Raw genomic sequence first — 15608 nt, 5'->3', positions numbered from 1 at the left:
ATCGAAGAGGTGGTCTGGCGTGAGCCAGCCCGAAATGATGCGAGGACCGACTGGTGGTCAGCTGAGTGACAGCTCCCGCCAGCAAGCAATGTCTGACTTCCTGCGGCCGCAGTCGCCGCTGGCCAACGTCGTCGGCTTCGGCCACGGCGTGAAGTGGATCGACGGACAGCCCACGGGCGAGGCAGCCGTGCTGGTGTTCGTGACCCAGAAGGTTCCGGAGTCCCAGCTCCCGGAGCGGGACGTCGTCCCCGCCCAGATGGACGACGGTACCCCCACCGACGTCGTCGCGGTCGGCCATGTCGCCGCGCAGCGTCAGCAGCAGCGCAGGGGCTCGGGCCGCTCCGAGGACCGCGGTGCCTCCTACCAGCCCGACGGCAGCAGGGCCGAGCAACTCGCGGGCCTCTCGCAGCCGTTGATGGAAGAGCTCGGCGGACTCGGCACGTTCGAGCCGCAGCTCCTCAAGCGCCGTATGCGCCCGGCCCCTTCCGGTTTCTCGGTCGGGAACGTACGGGTGACGGCGGGCACGCTGGGCAGCGTGGTGTACGACTTCCTGCCGGGCGCCTCCGTGGACCCGCCGGGTCCCGGGCTCGGCACACCGGCGAAGTTCTACATCCTGTCCAACAACCACGTGCTGGCCGACTCCAACCGGGCACAGCTGGGCAGCGCGATCCTGCAGCCCGGAGTGTTCGACGGCGGCACGGACCCGGCGGACGGCATCGGGACTCTGGACCGGTTCATCCCGATCCAGTTCGCACCGCAGATCCCGCTGGAGCGCCACAGCAACGTGGTGGACTGCGCGCTCGCCTCGGTGGAGTTCCAGGACGCCACCCGTGAGCAGTACTTCAGCGGTGCGCCGCGCGCCTGGCGCCGCAAGTCCAATGTGGCGGTCGGCGACCTGGTGAAGAAGACCGGCCGTACGACGAACCTCAGCTTCGGCCGGATCATGGCGGTCGACGCGACGATCGACGTCAACTACGGCACGGCGGGGACGGCCCGCTTCAGGGACCAGATCCTCACGACGAACATCTCGGCGGGCGGCGACTCCGGTTCGCTGGTGACCTCCCTCGACAACGTCGCGCTCGGGCTGCTGTTCGCGGGCTCCTCGGTCGTGACCGTGACCAACCACATCGAGAACGTCCGTGCGCTGCTTCGGGTGGAAATCGCCGAGCAGCTGGCCTGACGGTCACTCAGTACCCGTTCGGGAAGAGGGAATTCACATGACCACGCAGGCAAAGCGGTCGAAGAGCCAGGCCGGCTCCGAGCGCCGCTTCCACAACGCGCAGGGCGCGGAGGTCAAGACGCGCGACGAGGCGTTCGCCGCGCAGCGCGATCTGTCCGCCGAGGCGGTCTCCACGGACGCCAAGCTGGAGCTGCACAACGGGGCGGTCACCTTCGCCATCGAGGTGCAGTACAACCCCAACACATACCCGCACGTGGTGACCGGCGGCAAGATCTCCTCCGGCATCTGCGGCGCTCCTTGGGACCTGACCGGCGGCTTCATAGGCGAAACGATTCGCCTCGACGCGAAGCGCACGGGCCAGGGTTCCTGTGCCACGACCATCACCATCGTCGGCGAGTTCCAGAACCCGTCGGCCTACCGCGGCACATACGGCTTCGACGGCGCGTCATCGTCGTTCAAGCACACGACGCGCTACCAGTGCTGACGGATGACGGCTGCCGTACGACGGCTGACGGCTGACGGCTGACGCATCACTCACTACGGATTGACCTGACGCATAGAGCGGCGGGGGCAAACCTTGCCCCCGCCGCGGCGTCGCGCCCGCAACCCGCGCCGCGCCCTCAACCCCCTTGCTGCGACCGCGCCTTGAACGCCGCCTTGCGAGCCTCCTTGGCCACCTTCTTGTCCGGGTGCAGCCGTCCCATCGCCTCCAGCACGTCCGGCGTGGCCGGGTGCTCGACCCGCCAGGCCGCGGCGAAGAAGCCGCTGTGCTGCTGGGCGAGACCCTCCACGAGGGCTTGCAGTTCGGCCGAGTTGCCCTCGGCCGCGAGCTGCGCGGCCAGGGTGTCGATGGTGAGCCAGAAGACCATCGCCTCGGACGGAACGGGCACGTCGGCCGCCCCGTGCTCGCTCAGCCAGACCCGCGCGAGCCCGCCCAGCTCGGCGTCGTCGAGGACTTCGCGGAGGGCCGGCTCCGCCTCCGTGCCGACGAGGGAGAGCGCCTGCTGACAGCGGAGGCGGCGCAGCGGCGCCCCGGCGTCCGCTCCACGGGCCGCGGCGAGCAACTCCCGTGCGGCGGGCAGGGGTTCACGCCTGGCGAGCCACTGCTCGGTCTCGGCCTGTGCCGCGGCCGGCGGGAAGGCGGAGGTGCCGTCGAGGAGCGCGTCGGCCCCCTTGTCGGCCAGGTCCCCGACCGCGGGGGCGGAGATCCCCGCCTCGAGGAGCCGCGCCCGGATCCCGTACAGGCCGAGCGGAGTCAGCCGTACCATCCCGTACCGCGTGACGTCCGTGTCGTCGAAGGCCGCCGGCTCCGCGGACTCCTCGTCGGGTTCCGCCATCAGCGCCTCGTCGACCGGCTGGAAGTCGACGATCCCGATGGGCTCCAGGAGCCGGAACTGGTCGTCGAGCCGCATCATCGCGTCCGACACCTGCTCCAGGACGTCGTTGGTCGGCTCCCCCATGTCGTCGGGCACGATCATCGACGCGGCGAGGGCGGGCAGCGGCACCGGACCCTCGTCGGGCGCCTCCTCGCCCACGGTGAGCAGGTACAGGTTGCCGAGCACCCCGTCGAGGAACTCGGCCTCCGCCTCCGGATCCCAGTCCAGGGAGGAGAGGTCGACCTCCCCGCCGTCCGCCATCGCGCCGACGAGATCGTCGAGGTCGGGCACGCTGGCGTCGGCCAGCACCGTGTCCAGCGCGCCCAGCCACACTCCGAGGACGTCCTGCGGGGCCCCGGAGGTGAGCAGCGCGAGGTCCTCGCCCGCGGTGACCGTGCCCTCCTCCTCGTCCACGATCTCGATGAGCCCGATGTCCACGGCCACCCGCCAGGCCTCACTGGCGTACGCGGCCGCTTCGTCGCCGTCGAGACCGAGTTCGGCCGCGGCCTCCGGAAGCTGTTCCTCGGCGAGTTCGCCGCCCGCGCCGACCCGGGTGTCCGGACCGGCCCAGCGGGCCAGGCGTGCGGCGCGGGAGAGCAGCGGCGCGGCGAGCGCTTCCCGCGCCAGCTCCGCTTCGGAGTGCAGCCGCACCGGCGGCAAGGGGGAGCTGTCTGACATCAGCTGGGTTCTCCTCCGGACAAGCAGGACATACGGTGCGGGCAGGCGGCGCGGGCAAGTAATGCCGACCCGGCTGCGCGAGCAGGCGATGCCACCGCGCAACGGAACCGGCGCAAGCCATCCAAGCAACACCGGCAGCACAAGCGCCGCACCAACGGCTCAGCCTAGACGGATTTCCACCCATGCCGCCCGGTTCATGTCCCTGACAGGCGCCGTACACCGCTGAAACCTTGACAACTCCCCCGCCCACGCACGAGATTGACGCGCGTAGAAGTACGACGGTCGCCAGCCACACCTGCTTCTACGCGCGTCACCAGCCCCACGCAGGCCCGCGCTCCCCCACCGCTCCACCCTCGTCCCGGCGCCCAAGTACGTCCCCGGAGGGATTCCCTTGCCGAGCAAGAGAACCGCGCGCATAGGCGCGCTGACCGTCGCCGCGGTCTGTTCCACCGTCTCCGCCGTGGTGCTCACCACACCGGCCCACGCGGACACCATTCATATTCGCGACATCCAGGGCACCACCCGGATCTCCCCGTACGCGGGCCAGGCGGTCACGGACGTGGCGGGCATCGTCACCGGCGTGCGCACCTACGGCTCGTCGCGCGGTTTCTGGATCCAGGACCCGAACGCGGACGACAACCCGGCCACCAGCGAGGGCGTCTTCGTCTTCACCAGCTCCGTCCCGAAGGTCGCCCTCGGCGACTCGGTCACGGTGTCGGGCACGATCTCGGAGTACGTCCCGGGCGGCTCCTCGTCCGGCAACCAGACGATCACGGAGATCACCAAGCCGGTGGTGACCGTGCTCTCCAGCGGGAACGCCGTCCCGGCCGCCACGGTCGTGAACGCCAAGTCGGTCCCGGGCGTCTACACCGCCGCCGGTGACACGGCGGCGGGCGGCTCGGTCAACGGCCTCACCCTGGAGCCGAAGAAGTACGCCCTGGACTACTACGAGTCCCTGGAGGGCATGAACGTCCAGGTCTCCGACGCCCGCGTGGTCACCGCGACCGACCCGTACACCGAGCTGTGGGTCACGGTGAAGCCGCACGAGAACGCCAACCGCCGCGGCGGCACGGTGTACGGCTCGTACACCTCGCAGAACACCGGACGCCTGCAGATCCAGTCGCTCGGCGCGACCGCCGACTTCCCGACCGCGAACGTGGGCGACGAGCTCACGGGCACCACCGCGGGCCCGCTCGACTACAACCAGTTCGGCGGTTACACCCTCGTCGCCAACCAGATCGGCGCCCTGGAGGCAGGCGGCCTGGAGCGCGAGACGACGCAGAAGCAGTCGCGGAGCGAGCTGGCCGTGGCGACGTACAACGTCGAGAACCTGGACCCGGGCGACGCGTCCTTCGCGGCCCACGCGTCCGCGATCGTGAACAACCTGAGGTCGCCCGACATCCTGTCCCTGGAGGAGATCCAGGACAACAACGGCGCCACCAACGACGGCACGGTCGCCGCCGACCAGACCGTACAGAAGCTGATCGACGCGATCGTCGCGGCGGGCGGCCCGGCGTACGACTGGCGCTCCATCGACCCGGAGAACAACAAGGACGGCGGCGAGCCCGGCGGCAACATCCGCCAGGTGTTCCTGTTCAACCCCGAGCGGGTCTCCTTCACGGACCGCGCGGGCGGCGACACGACCACCGCCGTGGGCGTCACGAAGGTGAACGGCAAGGCGGCCCTCACGGCCTCCCCCGGCCGCATCGACCCGGCCAACACGGCCTGGACGACCAGCCGCAAGCCGCTCGCGGGCGAGTTCGTCTTCCGCGGCAAGACGGTCTTCGTGATCGCCAACCACTTCGCGTCGAAGGGCGGCGACCAGGGTCTGACCTCGCAGTACCAGCCGCCGGCGCGCAGCTCGGAGACCCAGCGTCACCTCCAGGCAACCGCGGTGAACACCTTCGTCAAGGAGATCCTCGCGACTCAGAAGAACGCGGACGTCGTCACTCTCGGCGACATCAACGACTTCGAGTTCTCCGGCACGACGAAGCTCCTGGAGGACGACGGCGCGCTCTGGTCGGCGATCAAGTCGCTGCCCAAGAGCGAGCGTTACACGTACGACTACCAGGGCAACAGCCAGGTCCTGGACCAGATCCTGGTCAGCCCCTCGATCTACAAGGGCTGCGACTTCGAGTACGACAGCGTGCACATCAACTCGGAGTTCAACGACCAGATCAGCGACCACGACCCGCAGGTGCTGCGGTTCAAGCCGTAACCCTGTGTACGGATGAGCCCGGCCCCGTCGTCCGGGGGGCCGGGCTCGTCCCATGCCCGGGATCAGGGCCCGGGTTCACGCGGCGAAGACACCGTTCAGCCAGCCCTGCCAGGCGGCTTCGTTGCGCTTGCCGTCGGCGTCGGGCGCGAAGTCGTGGACGCTGATGCCCACCGGCGCGCCCCAGTGGTTGCGTCCGAAGAAGCGGATGAGGGCGTCGTCGGTGCGCAGTCCGATGAAGTACGGGTTGCGGTAGTCGAGTACGGCGTCGAGGAGCTCGCCCTCGGGCCCACGGGCCTGCACACGCGCACCCTCGGCGGTGTCGTCCGCGAGGCCGAGCGCACGGCCTACGGCGGTGAAGGCGTCGGACGCCTTGGACGCCTCGGGTCCATCGAACATGGCGAACGTGAGCGGGCGGCCACGGAAGTGCGTCACGTACTCGCCCATGGTGTGCAGATAGAAGGCGTTGTGCTTGTTCGCACCGTCGTACTGGCTGTCCCAGTCGTCGACGAAGATGCCGCTGTGCACATAGCGCACCCAGGCCCGGCGGCCGCCCTCGCGCGGCTCGATGGTGTAGTCGAGCTGGTTGAGGGTCTGCTCGGAGATGCCTTCGACGTCCTGGACGCGGTTCGTGTAGCGGTGCGGCGGGTCCCAGACCGTGATCGTGGACCCGAAGGGGCCGCTGCCGCCCTCGCGCGGCTCGGGCGCCTCCATCGGCCACAGCCAGCCGCCGACGCCTTCGGTGATCGCGTCCCACACCTGCTCCGGCGTGGCGTCGACCTCGATCTCGTGGGCGCTCTCGAATTCCTTGGACATGGTGGTCACTCCTCGGTACTGACGTCGGTGCTGATGGGCAATTCGGCTGCTGGGGTCCCCTGTTCGGCCTTGGGGCGAACCGTGGGATGAACCGCGACGACGATCCGGTGGCTCCGGCCGCCCTCGGCGTCGGGGGCGTCGTACTTGCGGATCAGCCCGCTGACACCCGCTGTCAGCTCCTCGATGAACGCGGCGCGGTCGGCTGCCGAGCCGAACGTCACCTCGCCGTCGAGCGCGTACGTGGCGAGCCCCTTGCGGGCCTTCGCCGCGCCGGTGATCAGCGAACCGACGTCCCCCACCAGCCGGGCGCCGAGCGCGAGCAGCCAGCGGGCGGACAGCTGGTCCCGGAAGCGGTCCGGATCGGGCCGTACGGCGGCCAGCGCGAGCGGCGAGATGACGTACGACGCGGCGGTCGCGCGCATCAGCCGCTCGGTGACATTGCCCTTGCGGCGCTCGCCCGCCAGCTCGACAAGACCGTGCCGCTCCAGCGTCTTGAGGTGGTAGTTCACCTTCTGCCGGGGCAGCCCGACCTTGCCGGCCAGCATGGCGGCCGAAGCGGGCCCTGCGGCCAGCTCCGACAGCAGTCTGGCCCTTATCGGGTCCAGCGAGACGGCGGCGGCCTCTGCGTCCTCGATCACGGTCACGTCCAACATGACTCCACCGTCTCACCGAAAACTTTTTTTGTCCAGACGGTTGGAGTTGTCGGTCACGGAGTCGATGGGAGGCATGCACCGAACGCCAGTTCGATAAGATAGGAGCGCTCAGCCGTCGGCCCCTCGCCGGGGTGAGCGATCAGCCCGCCTGCGTCCCGCGCTCATCCAGACGGGCCAACTGGCTCTGGAACCAGTCGAGTCGGGCCTGAAGCAGCGCCGCCTCGGCAACCAGCTCGGACACGCCGAGGCCGGCGACGGTCACGGCCGCCTCTCCCACGCCGCCTCCGCCGGAGGCCCGGACCCGCAGCCCCTCCCCGGCCAGCCGCGCGAAGGAGGCGAGCGACAGCGACGTACGACCGCGTACGCATCCCGCGCACGCCGCCGCCAGGGCGCGCCAACCGGGCCTGCCCCAGCCCGCGTCGGCCAGCGCACCGGCCACCGCGCCGCATGCGCACGGGCCGACGGTCGCGGTCCGCACCCACTGGCGGGCGTAGCGGAAGCCGCGTTCGAAACGGATGTAGGAACCCAGCACGGAGACTTCGAGGAGGACGGCCGCCCGGTGTTCGGCGGTGCACAACAGCGCCTCGGCCGTGGCCCGTTCATGCACGCAGTGGAAACCGCAGTCGCAGCGTCGGTGCGGCGCCCGGTGCCGCCGCCCGTAGACGCAGCCCGCCTCGTCCAGCACTCCGTACGGCAGTGCGCCGCCCAGCGAGACGCCGGTGAACCCGGCCCGGGTGCCGTCCTGGGACAGCACCGGGTGGGCGATCTTGTATCCGGTCGGCGGCTCCGTCGGGCGTTCCTCGGGGAGCCGCAGCCTCATCGGGCGGCCGGAACCTCTTCAGGCGCGGACGCCTCCAACTCCTGGATCTCCTCAGGAAGTTGGAGTTCCTCGTCCTGCGCGTGAGCCTTCTCTTCCGCGACTCCGGTGGCGAGTGCCTTGCCCAGCCTCATGACGCCTCCCGCGATCTGCCGTCGACTTCCGTCCTCGCCATGGTGACCCATAGGGGCCCGGGTTGGCACTAGTGCCTCGCGAGGTCCGCCCGCCAATCGCGTAGCATCCGTTGCCAATACCTCGTAGAAGAATTAAGTGGAGCTTCACGATTGGGAGGCCGACACTACTCCCATGACCGCCTCACCTCACGACACTCCCCCCTTCGGCCGCGCCCTCTGCGCCATGATCACGCCCTTCACCGAGGAGGGTGCGCTGGACCTCGACGGGGCACGGCTGCTCGCGGAGCGGCTGGTCTCCGAGGGCTGCGACGGGCTGGTCCTGTCCGGGACCACGGGTGAGTCGCCGACCACGACGGACGCGGAGAAGTCCGCGCTGGTGCGGGCGGTCCGCGAGGCGGTCGGCGACCGGGCCTCCATCGTGGCGGGCGTCGGCACCGCCGACACCCGGCACACCGTCGAACTGGCTCTGGAGGCCGAAAAGGCGGGCGCGGACGGGCTGTTGGTGGTCACTCCGTACTACAGCAGGCCTCCGCAGGACGCGGTCGAGGCACACTTCCGGGAGATCGCGGACGCGTCCGGCCTGCCCCTCGCGATGTACGACATCCCGGGCCGCACCGGCACCCGCATCGAGCCGGACACCATGATCCGGCTCGCCGAGCACCCGAGGATCGTGGCGGTCAAGGACTGCGCCTACGACCTCCTGGGCACCCAGAAGGTCCTGGCCCGCACGGAGTTGGCGTACTACACGGGCTGCGACGAGTACGTCCTCGCGATGCGCGCGATCGGCGGCTGCGGATACATCAGTACGGTCGCGAATGCGGCGCCCCGTCAGTTCCGGGCGATCCTCGACGCGTTCGAGGCGGGCGACACGGCCGGGGCGGCCCGCCTGCAGCAACGAGCCGTCCCTCTGATCGAGTTGATGATGTCCTCCGGCCTCCCCGGCACGGTCACCGCGAAGGCGCTCCTCGGCGTGCTGGGGCTGCCCGCGGGCCCGGTCCGGTCGCCGCTGCGGCCCGCCGGCCGCGAGGCGGTCGACGGGCTGCGGGCGGCGTACGAGGAGTTCATCGCGAGCTGATCAGCGGCGAGCGAAGATGGGCTCCCACTCCTCTTGATCGGCGCTCTTGCTGGTCGGCTCACGGATGCCACTCAGCGGTACGACCTTGTCGCTGCCGATCGTGACCAGCACGAGCTGGGGCCGGTACTCCTCCTCCAGGCTCGTGACCCGTTCCCAGCCGATGAGGTGCGTGTCGTCGACCCAGGCGAGCAGGTGACCGCTGCGGACCTTGGTGATCTCCTTTCCCGTACGGGGATCACGGATCGACGAGTAGCCCTTGCCGGGGTTGCCGGCGACCTCCTTCGCCAGTCCGAGGGCGGCGAGCTTGCCGTTCGGGGACAGCCGAGCGGGGACGTCGGAGCGCAGGTACTTCTCGTTCGCGGGTGCGGCAACCTTGCCGCCCAGGTCGTAGAACTGCTGCATCCCGTCCCGTTCGCCGATGACCTGCGAGTACACCAGGTCGCCGTCGCGGCTGAAAGCGAAGTCCTGGCGGGGGTTGAGGTTGCGGTCGGGCTCGACCTTCCTCCAGAAGCCACCCCCGCCCCCGGCCAGATCGAGGACGAGGAAGCCGGACCGGCTGGAGTCGCCGAACGTGGCTCCCCACACCCACTCTTCCTGGCCGTCCTTGCCGAGCACCTTCTCCTTGACCCGCAGATCGGGGTTCTCGTCGTAGGTCGTCGCGACGAGTTTGCTGCCGTCGTACGAGAACGCGAGCCCGCCGACGCCCTGCTCGAACGGGATCCACCGCTCGACCTCCCCCGTCGCGAGGTCGAGCAGGCCGACCCGGTGCGCGGGCAGGTTCCGCTCCAGCACGGCGGCGGTCTTCATGCCGGGAGCGACCGCGACGAAGGACCATCGGGTGTCCTTCTCATACCTCCCGGTCTTCGCATCGAGCAGCCAGTAGGTGCGCGCGGAGACGGCCTGCTGGTCGGTCTGCGGCTGAAGCTTCACCGTGTAGTACGCCGCCAGCACCGCGTCCCCGGCCCCGATCAGGTCGCGCGGCGGCGACTGGTCGGGGTGAGCGTGGATGCCGTCCTGGTTCAGGACATTCGCGGGCCGCACGTCCTTCTTCCCGGAGTCCAGCAGCGGCACGCCGACGGCGATCGCCACCACGGCGGCGGTGGCCGCGGCGACGGACGCGATCGTGCGGGTACGGCGGCGCCGCCGGGCGGTGAGCACCCGGTCGGCGAACCCCGGCCCCGCCGGGGCCTGTTCGGCGGCCTGCTCCTGGAACGAGTCGCGCACGAGTTCCTCGACGTTCACGGACGCACCTCCACGGGCGCATAGTCACGGGACGGCTGCGGCTGTTCGGCGGCGGCCGGCCCGAGGGCGGCGAGTTCGGGCGCGAGGGTGCGCAGGCGGGCGAGGGAGCGGTGGGTGGTGGACCGTACGGTGCCCACCGAGCAGCCCAGCAGACGCGCCACGTCGGCCTCGGGCAGGTCCTCGAAGTAGCGCAGCACGAGCACGGTGCGCTGGCGGGCGGTGAGCCGGGACAGCGCATGGCGCATCACGACGCGCAGCTCGGCGGCGGCCGCGGCGTCGGAGCCGGGCAGTCCCGCCTCGGGCGGCTCGGCGACGGTGACCTCACGTCCGCGCCACTTCAGTCGCCAGCGGCTGACCTGCTGACGGTAGAGAATCCGCCGTACATACGCCTCGGGCTCGTCGATCCGCTGCCACCGCCCGGCCGCCTTGGCCAGCGCGCTCTGCAACAGGTCCTCACCGGCGTGCCGGTCCCCGCCGCTGAGCAGCACAGCCGTCTTCAGCAACGCCGACGACCGGTTCTCCACGAACTCCCGAAAACTCTTCTGCCCTGCACCATCCATCGTCGCCGTCTCTTCCCCGACGGCACCTGTGCACCGTCCCTGTGCCCCTTGTGACGCGGGCGGCGGCGTCCCGCTATGCCACCTGTGGTGAAAAAAATCGTCGCCACACCGTAAATGGGCCGGGGCCCGTACCGCGTCCGTGCGCGGTACGGGCCCCGGCCCGGTGCATCAAGCCGCGTCAGTCCCACACATACCCGTCGCCGAACAGCAGGAAGTGCTCCAGCACGTCCTCCATCGGGTCGTCGATCTGGCCGGTGTTGACCAATCCGATCCGCGGGCCGTTGTGCGAGCCGGTGTTGGTCTCGTCGGCGTGCGCGGTTCCGGCCGACAGGGAGCACAGTGCCGCCACGGCCAGCATTCCGGTCAGCGGACGGGCTGCGGCCCTCGCCCACTCGTTCGTCATCGTTCGACCCCTCGTCTCATCGGTTCGGCTTCTGATCGGATTCCGCGTGCACCCGTTCATCTGCCGAAACCGCCCCGAGGTCACGCTGAGCAACCCATACGTGATCATGTGGTGGAGCGGCAGCACTCCACGGAGGGGTGAGCGTCGCGCACGTTCAGGAGGCGGTCCACGGCCGGGACCGCGCCCGCCTCCCCTACGGTGTCCTGGTGAGCCGACCCCTGCTGTTCCTCGACGTCGACGGCCCTCTCAATCCGTACGCGGCCCAGCCGGAGCGGCGTCCCGAGGGCTATACGACGATCCGGGTGGCCCTGACTCCCGGCAGGCCCCTGCGCGTCTGGCTGCACCCCGAGCACGGCCGCCAACTCCTCGGCCTCGGCTACGAACTGTGCTGGGCGACCACCTGGATGGACTCCGCCAACCGCTGGATCGCCCCGGTCATCGGCCTCCCCGAACTCCCGTACGTCGACTTCACCGGCGCCCTGTTCGCCGACCGGCCCGACGGAGTGCACTGGAAGACCGAGCGGATCGTGGCGTACGCCGACGGCCGCCCGTTCGCCTGGGTGGACGACGAACAGGGCCCGGCCGACGACACGTACGTCACCGCCCACCATGCCGGACCCGCGCTGCTCCACCACGTCAGCCCCCGACTGGGCCTGCGCGAGACCGACTTCACGACACTTGAGGAGTTCGCGGCGGCGCAACGCACATAAGCCGCTCAGTTGTGGCTGTGCAGAACCTCGTTCAGCCCGCCCCACACCGCGTTGTTCGGCCGCGCCTCAACCGTTCCGGAGACCGAGTTGCGGCGGAAGAGGATGTTCGAGGCCCCGGAGAGCTCACGGGCCTTGACGATCTGCCCGTCGGGCATGGTCACCCGGGTGCCGGCCGTGACGTACAGGCCGGCCTCGACGACGCACTCGTCGCCGAGTGCGATCCCGACGCCCGCCTCCGCACCGATCAGGCAGCGCTCGCCGATGGTGATGCGGACGTTGCCGCCGCCGGACAGCGTGCCCATGGTCGACGCGCCGCCGCCGATGTCGGAGCCGTCGCCGACCACTACGCCGGCCGAGATGCGGCCCTCGACCATCGAGGTGCCGAGCGTGCCGGCGTTGAAGTTGACGAAGCCCTCGTGCATGACAGTGGTGCCCGCGGCGAGGTGCGCGCCGAGGCGGACACGGTCGGCGTCGGCGATGCGGACGCCCTTCGGCGCGACGTAGTCCGTCATGCGCGGGAACTTGTCGATGGACGTGACGGCCAGGTGGAGGCCCTCCGCCCGGGCGTTCAGGCGCACCTTCTCCACGTCGTCCACCGCGACCGGGCCGAGCGAGGTCCAGGCGACGTTGGCGAGGTGGCCGAAGATGCCGTCCAGGCTCTGGCCGTGCGGCTGTACGAGGCGGTGCGAGAGCAGGTGCAGGCGCAGGTAGGTGTCATGCGCGTCGAGCGGCTTCTCGTCCAGCGAGGCGATGACCGTACGGACCGCTACCACCTCGACGCCACGGCGGGCGTCGGGCCCGATGGCCTTCGCAGCGCCCTCACCGAGCAGCTCCACGGCACGCTCGGCGGACAGCCGCTCGGTACCGGCCGGGCCGGGCTCGACGGAGAGCTCAGGGGCGGGGAACCAGGTGTCGAGGACAGTACCGTCGGCGGCGACGGTGGCAAGCCCGGCGGCAACGGCGCCGGTGGTGCGGGGTGCAGTCGTGTCGGTCATAGGGGAAACCTAACTTGGCGGGGCCCGCGCGGGCGAACCGGTGCGCCCGGCATCTCACGTGCCGGGCGCACCGGACGGTTCAGGGCCGATCGCCCTCCTTGTCCACCACCGCCAGGGAGAGACGGGCGCCGTTGATGATCACGTCACCCTTCTTCAGATCCGGCTCGTAGCCGGCACTCCCTGCCACGAAGCGGATTCCGGAGTAGAGGCAGGTGCTCGGGTCGATCAGCGTCTCGTTCCCGCTGCTCCCCAGGTACAGCGCGACGGCGTCACGCCCGGCCGCGTCCTGGACCTGCTTGGCCCGGATTCCGGGGATGGTGGCCAGCGCCCGGTAGATCTCGGCGAGCCCTTCGGGGTCGTAGACGTAAGCGCGGCTGAGGACCGCGGTGAGCGCCCGGTACTCGTGTTCCGTACGGGTCTCGGAGGCGTCGGTGGCGTAGAAGAAGGCGCGTGCCTTCGCCCGTACCTTCGCCGGGTCGTCCGGGAGGCTCTTGAGGAACTCGTACTCCTCCCTCGGCGAGTGGTCGTCGCCGGCCCGGCCGTCCTCCATCTTCGGATCGGCGTACTTCGTCCAGTTCTCGCTGGTCTGCGGTCCGGGCTTCTCGTCGTCCGTGACGTTCGTCTCGACGGTCTTCGTGTAGATCCACTGCCCGTCGTGGGCGGTGACCGCGGGGCCGGCCGCGATCACGTCCGCGGCGTCGTTCAGCAGGGCCTTCGCGCTGCCCAACTCGAGGGTGTAGCCCGGTCCGGCGCCCGGCTGGACGCCCTCGGTGCCGCCGAGCACCTGCGTGCCGATCACCGCGACCACCGTGATCGCGGCCACCGCCCCGGCCACGGCGTACCGCCGGCTGACCCGCACCCTGTACGGGCGGGTGCGGCGGGCCTGCTCCCGCAGCAGCCGCTGCCGTCCGACCGCCAGCTGTGCGCGCGTCGCTTCGGGGGCCCCGGCCCGCAGTTCACGGACCGTCGTCATCTCGTCCATGGTCAGACCACCTCCGTGGTGTCCAGCGTGAATGCGGGGTCGGCGCCGAGCGCCGAACGGACCTTGCGGCGGGCCCGGTTGAGCCGGGAGCGGACGGTGCCGACGGGGATGCCGAGCGCCTCGGCGACCTCGGTGTACGTCAGATCCGCCCAGGCCACGAGCAGCAGCACGTGCCGGTCACCGGCGGACAGACCGACCAGCGCCCCGGCGAGTGGGGCGTGCGCCGACTGTGCGGTGACCCGGGCGTCGGCACGCTCGGCCCAGGACTCGGCGACCGGGTCGTGCCCGGTGCGGGCCAGCGCCCGCAGGGCCCGCACCTCGGCTCGGCGCTGCTTGCCGATGAGGTTGCCCGCGATGCCGTAGAGCCAGGGCCGGGCGTTGGGACGGTCGGTGTCGTAACGGACGCGGGTGCGGAAGGCGATGAGGAACGTCTCCGCGGTGATGTCGTCGGCGGCGCCCGCACCGAGGCGGCGCGTCGCGTAACGGTGGATGTCGGGGGCGTACCGGTCGTAGAGGCGCGCGAAGAGTTCGGGTTCTTCCAGCGACTGGGCAACGACCTCGGCGTCCTGGGAGGCGTCTGGATCTGGTGGTCCGGTCAAGTCGGTGGCCTCCGTGGGCGTGGTCGGGGTGAGCATGTCACCCGCTGTTCCCCGCGGACGCGAAAAGGGTTCACGCCCCCGCGTCGACGATCCGCGCCAGCACCGTCCGCGCGTACCCCTCGTCGTACGCCGTCCCCGTCAGCAGCACCTGCAGACAGATCCCGTCCACCAGGGCGACGAGCGCCCGAGCGGTGAGGGGGTCGGTGCGCCGGGCGAGAGGCTCGGCGAGGCCCTGGGCCCATTCGGCGGCGACGGGACGCAGGGCGGGGCGGCGCAGTGCCGCCAGATAGAGCTCGTACTCCAGCTCCACACCCGTACGCTCGCCCGCGAGCCACTCGCCGATCAGCGCCGCGAGTTCACCGGCCACGTCGGCCCGGGTGTCCTCGAAGGCGCCGCGCGCGGCGACCACCTTGGCGAAGCCCTCGTTCGCCTGGCGGAGCGCGGCGACCATGAGCTCGTCGAGGGTCTTGAAGTGGTACGTGGTGGAGCCGAGCGGCACATCGGCCTCGGCGGCGACGGAGCGGTGGCTCAGCCCGGCGATGCCCTTGGCGCCCACGACCCGGATCGCCGCGTCGATGATCCGCTGGCGCCGCTCGGGGTCGTACCGGCGCGCCATCAGTGCGCCCCGCCGAGGTTCAGCAGCACGACCCCGCCGATGATCAGCGCGATCCCGCCGAGCTTCGCGGCGCTGAGCCCCTCGCCGAGGAACATCATGCCGATCGCGGCGATGACGGCGGTCCCGGCCCCGGCCCAGATCGCGTAGGCCGTGCCGACCGAGACGGTCTTCAAAGTCTGTGCGAGCAGGGCGAAGGCGATGACGTATCCGAGGACGGTCACCAGCGACGGCCACAGCTTGCTGAAGCCGTCGCTGTACTTCATGGCCGTGGTCGCGGCCACCTCCGCGGCAATGGCTCCGGCGAGCAGTATGTATCCCATGCGTACGAGTGTACACATCGATGCGTACGACCGTACACAAAGGCCGTCAACGGGTCTCGGCCGGCCAGGACCTCTCAGGGCCCGCCGCGCCGCACCCACAGCGGACGAACAGCCAGCTCACAGCCCCGCTCGACATTCCGGACGGATTTCCACTCACCACGATTGACGCGCGTAGACGACACGGGTAGAACACCGTCCGTACATCGGTTGGTAACACGCAGCCCTTAGAAATCTGCG

18 protein-coding genes are annotated in these 15608 nt (G+C 70.4%); 5 read left to right on the top strand and 13 right to left on the bottom strand.

What is annotated here, in order from left to right:
• Nucleotides 1-88: 88 nt before the first annotated feature.
• Both OG246_RS21755 and OG246_RS21750 read left to right on the top strand, forming a co-directional pair.
• Complete coding sequence (locus OG246_RS21755) at nt 89-1180, top strand: hypothetical protein (RefSeq protein WP_266465982.1); 1092 nt, start codon at nt 89-91, stop codon at nt 1178-1180.
• Nucleotides 1181-1217: 37 nt separating this feature from the next.
• Nucleotides 1218-1664 carry a hypothetical protein gene (locus OG246_RS21750; RefSeq protein ID WP_266465979.1) on the top strand — a complete coding sequence of 149 codons (447 nt, stop codon included), beginning with the start codon at nt 1218-1220 and terminating at the stop codon, nt 1662-1664.
• A 136-nt stretch (nt 1665-1800) separates the two neighbouring features.
• Here the strand turns inward: OG246_RS21750 and OG246_RS21745 are convergent, their stop codons facing one another.
• Entirely contained in the window at nt 1801-3234 is a 1434-nt protein-coding gene (locus OG246_RS21745) for a hypothetical protein (RefSeq protein WP_266465976.1), read from the bottom strand.
• 391 nt (nt 3235-3625) lie between these two features.
• On the opposite strand from OG246_RS21745, the gene OG246_RS21740 reads away from it, so the two are divergent.
• Nucleotides 3626-5452, top strand: coding sequence for an endonuclease/exonuclease/phosphatase family protein (locus tag OG246_RS21740; protein ID WP_266465973.1), 1827 nt, complete (start codon nt 3626-3628; stop codon nt 5450-5452).
• A gap of 75 nt (nt 5453-5527) precedes the next feature.
• Here OG246_RS21740 and OG246_RS21735 read toward each other — a convergent pair whose 3' ends face one another.
• The 4 genes from OG246_RS21735 to OG246_RS21720 form a co-directional block, all read right to left on the bottom strand.
• Nucleotides 5528-6265 (bottom strand): SRPBCC domain-containing protein, encoded by a 738-nt coding sequence (locus OG246_RS21735; RefSeq protein WP_266465971.1) that lies wholly within the window; start codon nt 6263-6265, stop codon nt 5528-5530.
• A 5-nt stretch (nt 6266-6270) separates the two neighbouring features.
• The gene (locus OG246_RS21730) at nt 6271-6918 is read right to left on the bottom strand and encodes a helix-turn-helix domain-containing protein (RefSeq protein ID WP_266465967.1); all 648 of its coding nucleotides are present in this window, start codon (nt 6916-6918) and stop codon (nt 6271-6273) included.
• Between the two features lie 139 nt (nt 6919-7057).
• Nucleotides 7058-7738 (bottom strand): hypothetical protein, encoded by a 681-nt coding sequence (locus tag OG246_RS21725; RefSeq protein ID WP_266465965.1) that lies wholly within the window; start codon nt 7736-7738, stop codon nt 7058-7060.
• Complete coding sequence (locus OG246_RS21720; RefSeq protein ID WP_266465963.1) at nt 7735-7869, bottom strand: hypothetical protein; 135 nt, start codon at nt 7867-7869, stop codon at nt 7735-7737. The genes OG246_RS21725 and OG246_RS21720 overlap by 4 nt, the downstream gene beginning before the upstream one ends.
• A gap of 172 nt (nt 7870-8041) precedes the next feature.
• Between OG246_RS21720 and dapA the strand changes: the two genes are divergently transcribed.
• The gene (dapA, locus tag OG246_RS21715; protein WP_266465960.1) at nt 8042-8944 is read left to right on the top strand and encodes a 4-hydroxy-tetrahydrodipicolinate synthase; all 903 of its coding nucleotides are present in this window, start codon (nt 8042-8044) and stop codon (nt 8942-8944) included.
• Here the strand turns inward: dapA and OG246_RS21710 are convergent, their stop codons facing one another.
• The 3 genes from OG246_RS21710 to OG246_RS21700 all read right to left on the bottom strand — a co-directional run bounded on the left by OG246_RS21710 (nt 8945) and on the right by OG246_RS21700 (nt 11149).
• Nucleotides 8945-10186, bottom strand: a complete 1242-nt coding sequence (locus tag OG246_RS21710; RefSeq protein ID WP_266465958.1) for a WD40 repeat domain-containing protein — start codon at nt 10184-10186, stop codon at nt 8945-8947.
• Nucleotides 10183-10746, bottom strand: coding sequence for a SigE family RNA polymerase sigma factor (locus tag OG246_RS21705; RefSeq protein WP_266465956.1), 564 nt, complete (start codon nt 10744-10746; stop codon nt 10183-10185). The genes OG246_RS21710 and OG246_RS21705 overlap by 4 nt, the downstream gene beginning before the upstream one ends.
• Before the next feature lie 178 nt (nt 10747-10924).
• Nucleotides 10925-11149, bottom strand: coding sequence for a hypothetical protein (locus OG246_RS21700; protein WP_266465953.1), 225 nt, complete (start codon nt 11147-11149; stop codon nt 10925-10927).
• Between the two features lie 206 nt (nt 11150-11355).
• Here OG246_RS21700 and OG246_RS21695 point away from each other — a divergent pair, with 206 nt between their 5' ends.
• Entirely contained in the window at nt 11356-11859 is a 504-nt protein-coding gene (locus tag OG246_RS21695; RefSeq protein WP_266465949.1) for a hypothetical protein, read from the top strand.
• A 5-nt stretch (nt 11860-11864) separates the two neighbouring features.
• Here OG246_RS21695 and dapD read toward each other — a convergent pair whose 3' ends face one another.
• The 5 genes from dapD to OG246_RS21670 all read right to left on the bottom strand — a co-directional run bounded on the left by dapD (nt 11865) and on the right by OG246_RS21670 (nt 15371).
• Nucleotides 11865-12854 (bottom strand): 2,3,4,5-tetrahydropyridine-2,6-dicarboxylate N-succinyltransferase, encoded by a 990-nt coding sequence (gene dapD / locus OG246_RS21690; protein ID WP_266465946.1) that lies wholly within the window; start codon nt 12852-12854, stop codon nt 11865-11867.
• A gap of 79 nt (nt 12855-12933) precedes the next feature.
• A complete protein-coding gene (locus tag OG246_RS21685; protein WP_266465943.1) occupies nt 12934-13836 on the bottom strand; it encodes a CU044_5270 family protein in 903 nt (300 codons plus the stop codon).
• A 2-nt stretch (nt 13837-13838) separates the two neighbouring features.
• Nucleotides 13839-14435, bottom strand: coding sequence for an RNA polymerase sigma factor (locus OG246_RS21680; RefSeq protein WP_266470784.1), 597 nt, complete (start codon nt 14433-14435; stop codon nt 13839-13841).
• 70 nt (nt 14436-14505) lie between these two features.
• On the bottom strand, nt 14506-15051 hold the full coding sequence (locus tag OG246_RS21675) for a TetR/AcrR family transcriptional regulator (RefSeq protein WP_266465940.1): 546 nt from the start codon (nt 15049-15051) through the stop codon (nt 14506-14508).
• A complete protein-coding gene (locus OG246_RS21670; protein ID WP_266465937.1) occupies nt 15051-15371 on the bottom strand; it encodes a multidrug efflux SMR transporter in 321 nt (106 codons plus the stop codon). The genes OG246_RS21675 and OG246_RS21670 overlap by 1 nt, the downstream gene beginning before the upstream one ends.
• Nucleotides 15372-15608: the final 237 nt, after the last annotated feature.

The sequence above is a fragment of the Streptomyces sp. NBC_00620 genome, assembly GCF_026341825.1.
Classification (GTDB): domain Bacteria; phylum Actinomycetota; class Actinomycetes; order Streptomycetales; family Streptomycetaceae; genus Streptomyces.
The sequence above is the reverse complement of the archived record's forward strand: the minus strand, read 5'-3'. Positions and strand labels throughout refer to the sequence as shown.

Coding starts and splice junctions, on each gene's coding strand:
- OG246_RS21755 (WP_266465982.1), top strand. CDS start 89: ATGTCTGACTTCCTGCGGCCGCAGTCGCCGCTGGCCAACGTCGTCGGC.
- OG246_RS21750 (WP_266465979.1), top strand. CDS start 1,218: ATGACCACGCAGGCAAAGCGGTCGAAGAGCCAGGCCGGCTCCGAGCGC.
- OG246_RS21745 (WP_266465976.1), bottom strand. CDS start 3,234: ATGTCAGACAGCTCCCCCTTGCCGCCGGTGCGGCTGCACTCCGAAGCG.
- OG246_RS21735 (WP_266465971.1), bottom strand. CDS start 6,265: ATGTCCAAGGAATTCGAGAGCGCCCACGAGATCGAGGTCGACGCCACG.
- OG246_RS21730 (WP_266465967.1), bottom strand. CDS start 6,918: ATGTTGGACGTGACCGTGATCGAGGACGCAGAGGCCGCCGCCGTCTCG.
- OG246_RS21725 (WP_266465965.1), bottom strand. CDS start 7,738: ATGAGGCTGCGGCTCCCCGAGGAACGCCCGACGGAGCCGCCGACCGGA.
- OG246_RS21720 (WP_266465963.1), bottom strand. CDS start 7,869: ATGAGGCTGGGCAAGGCACTCGCCACCGGAGTCGCGGAAGAGAAGGCT.
- dapA (WP_266465960.1), top strand. CDS start 8,042: ATGACCGCCTCACCTCACGACACTCCCCCCTTCGGCCGCGCCCTCTGC.
- OG246_RS21705 (WP_266465956.1), bottom strand. CDS start 10,746: ATGGATGGTGCAGGGCAGAAGAGTTTTCGGGAGTTCGTGGAGAACCGG.
- OG246_RS21700 (WP_266465953.1), bottom strand. CDS start 11,149: ATGACGAACGAGTGGGCGAGGGCCGCAGCCCGTCCGCTGACCGGAATG.
- dapD (WP_266465946.1), bottom strand. CDS start 12,854: ATGACCGACACGACTGCACCCCGCACCACCGGCGCCGTTGCCGCCGGG.
- OG246_RS21685 (WP_266465943.1), bottom strand. CDS start 13,836: ATGGACGAGATGACGACGGTCCGTGAACTGCGGGCCGGGGCCCCCGAA.
- OG246_RS21675 (WP_266465940.1), bottom strand. CDS start 15,051: ATGGCGCGCCGGTACGACCCCGAGCGGCGCCAGCGGATCATCGACGCG.
- OG246_RS21670 (WP_266465937.1), bottom strand. CDS start 15,371: ATGGGATACATACTGCTCGCCGGAGCCATTGCCGCGGAGGTGGCCGCG.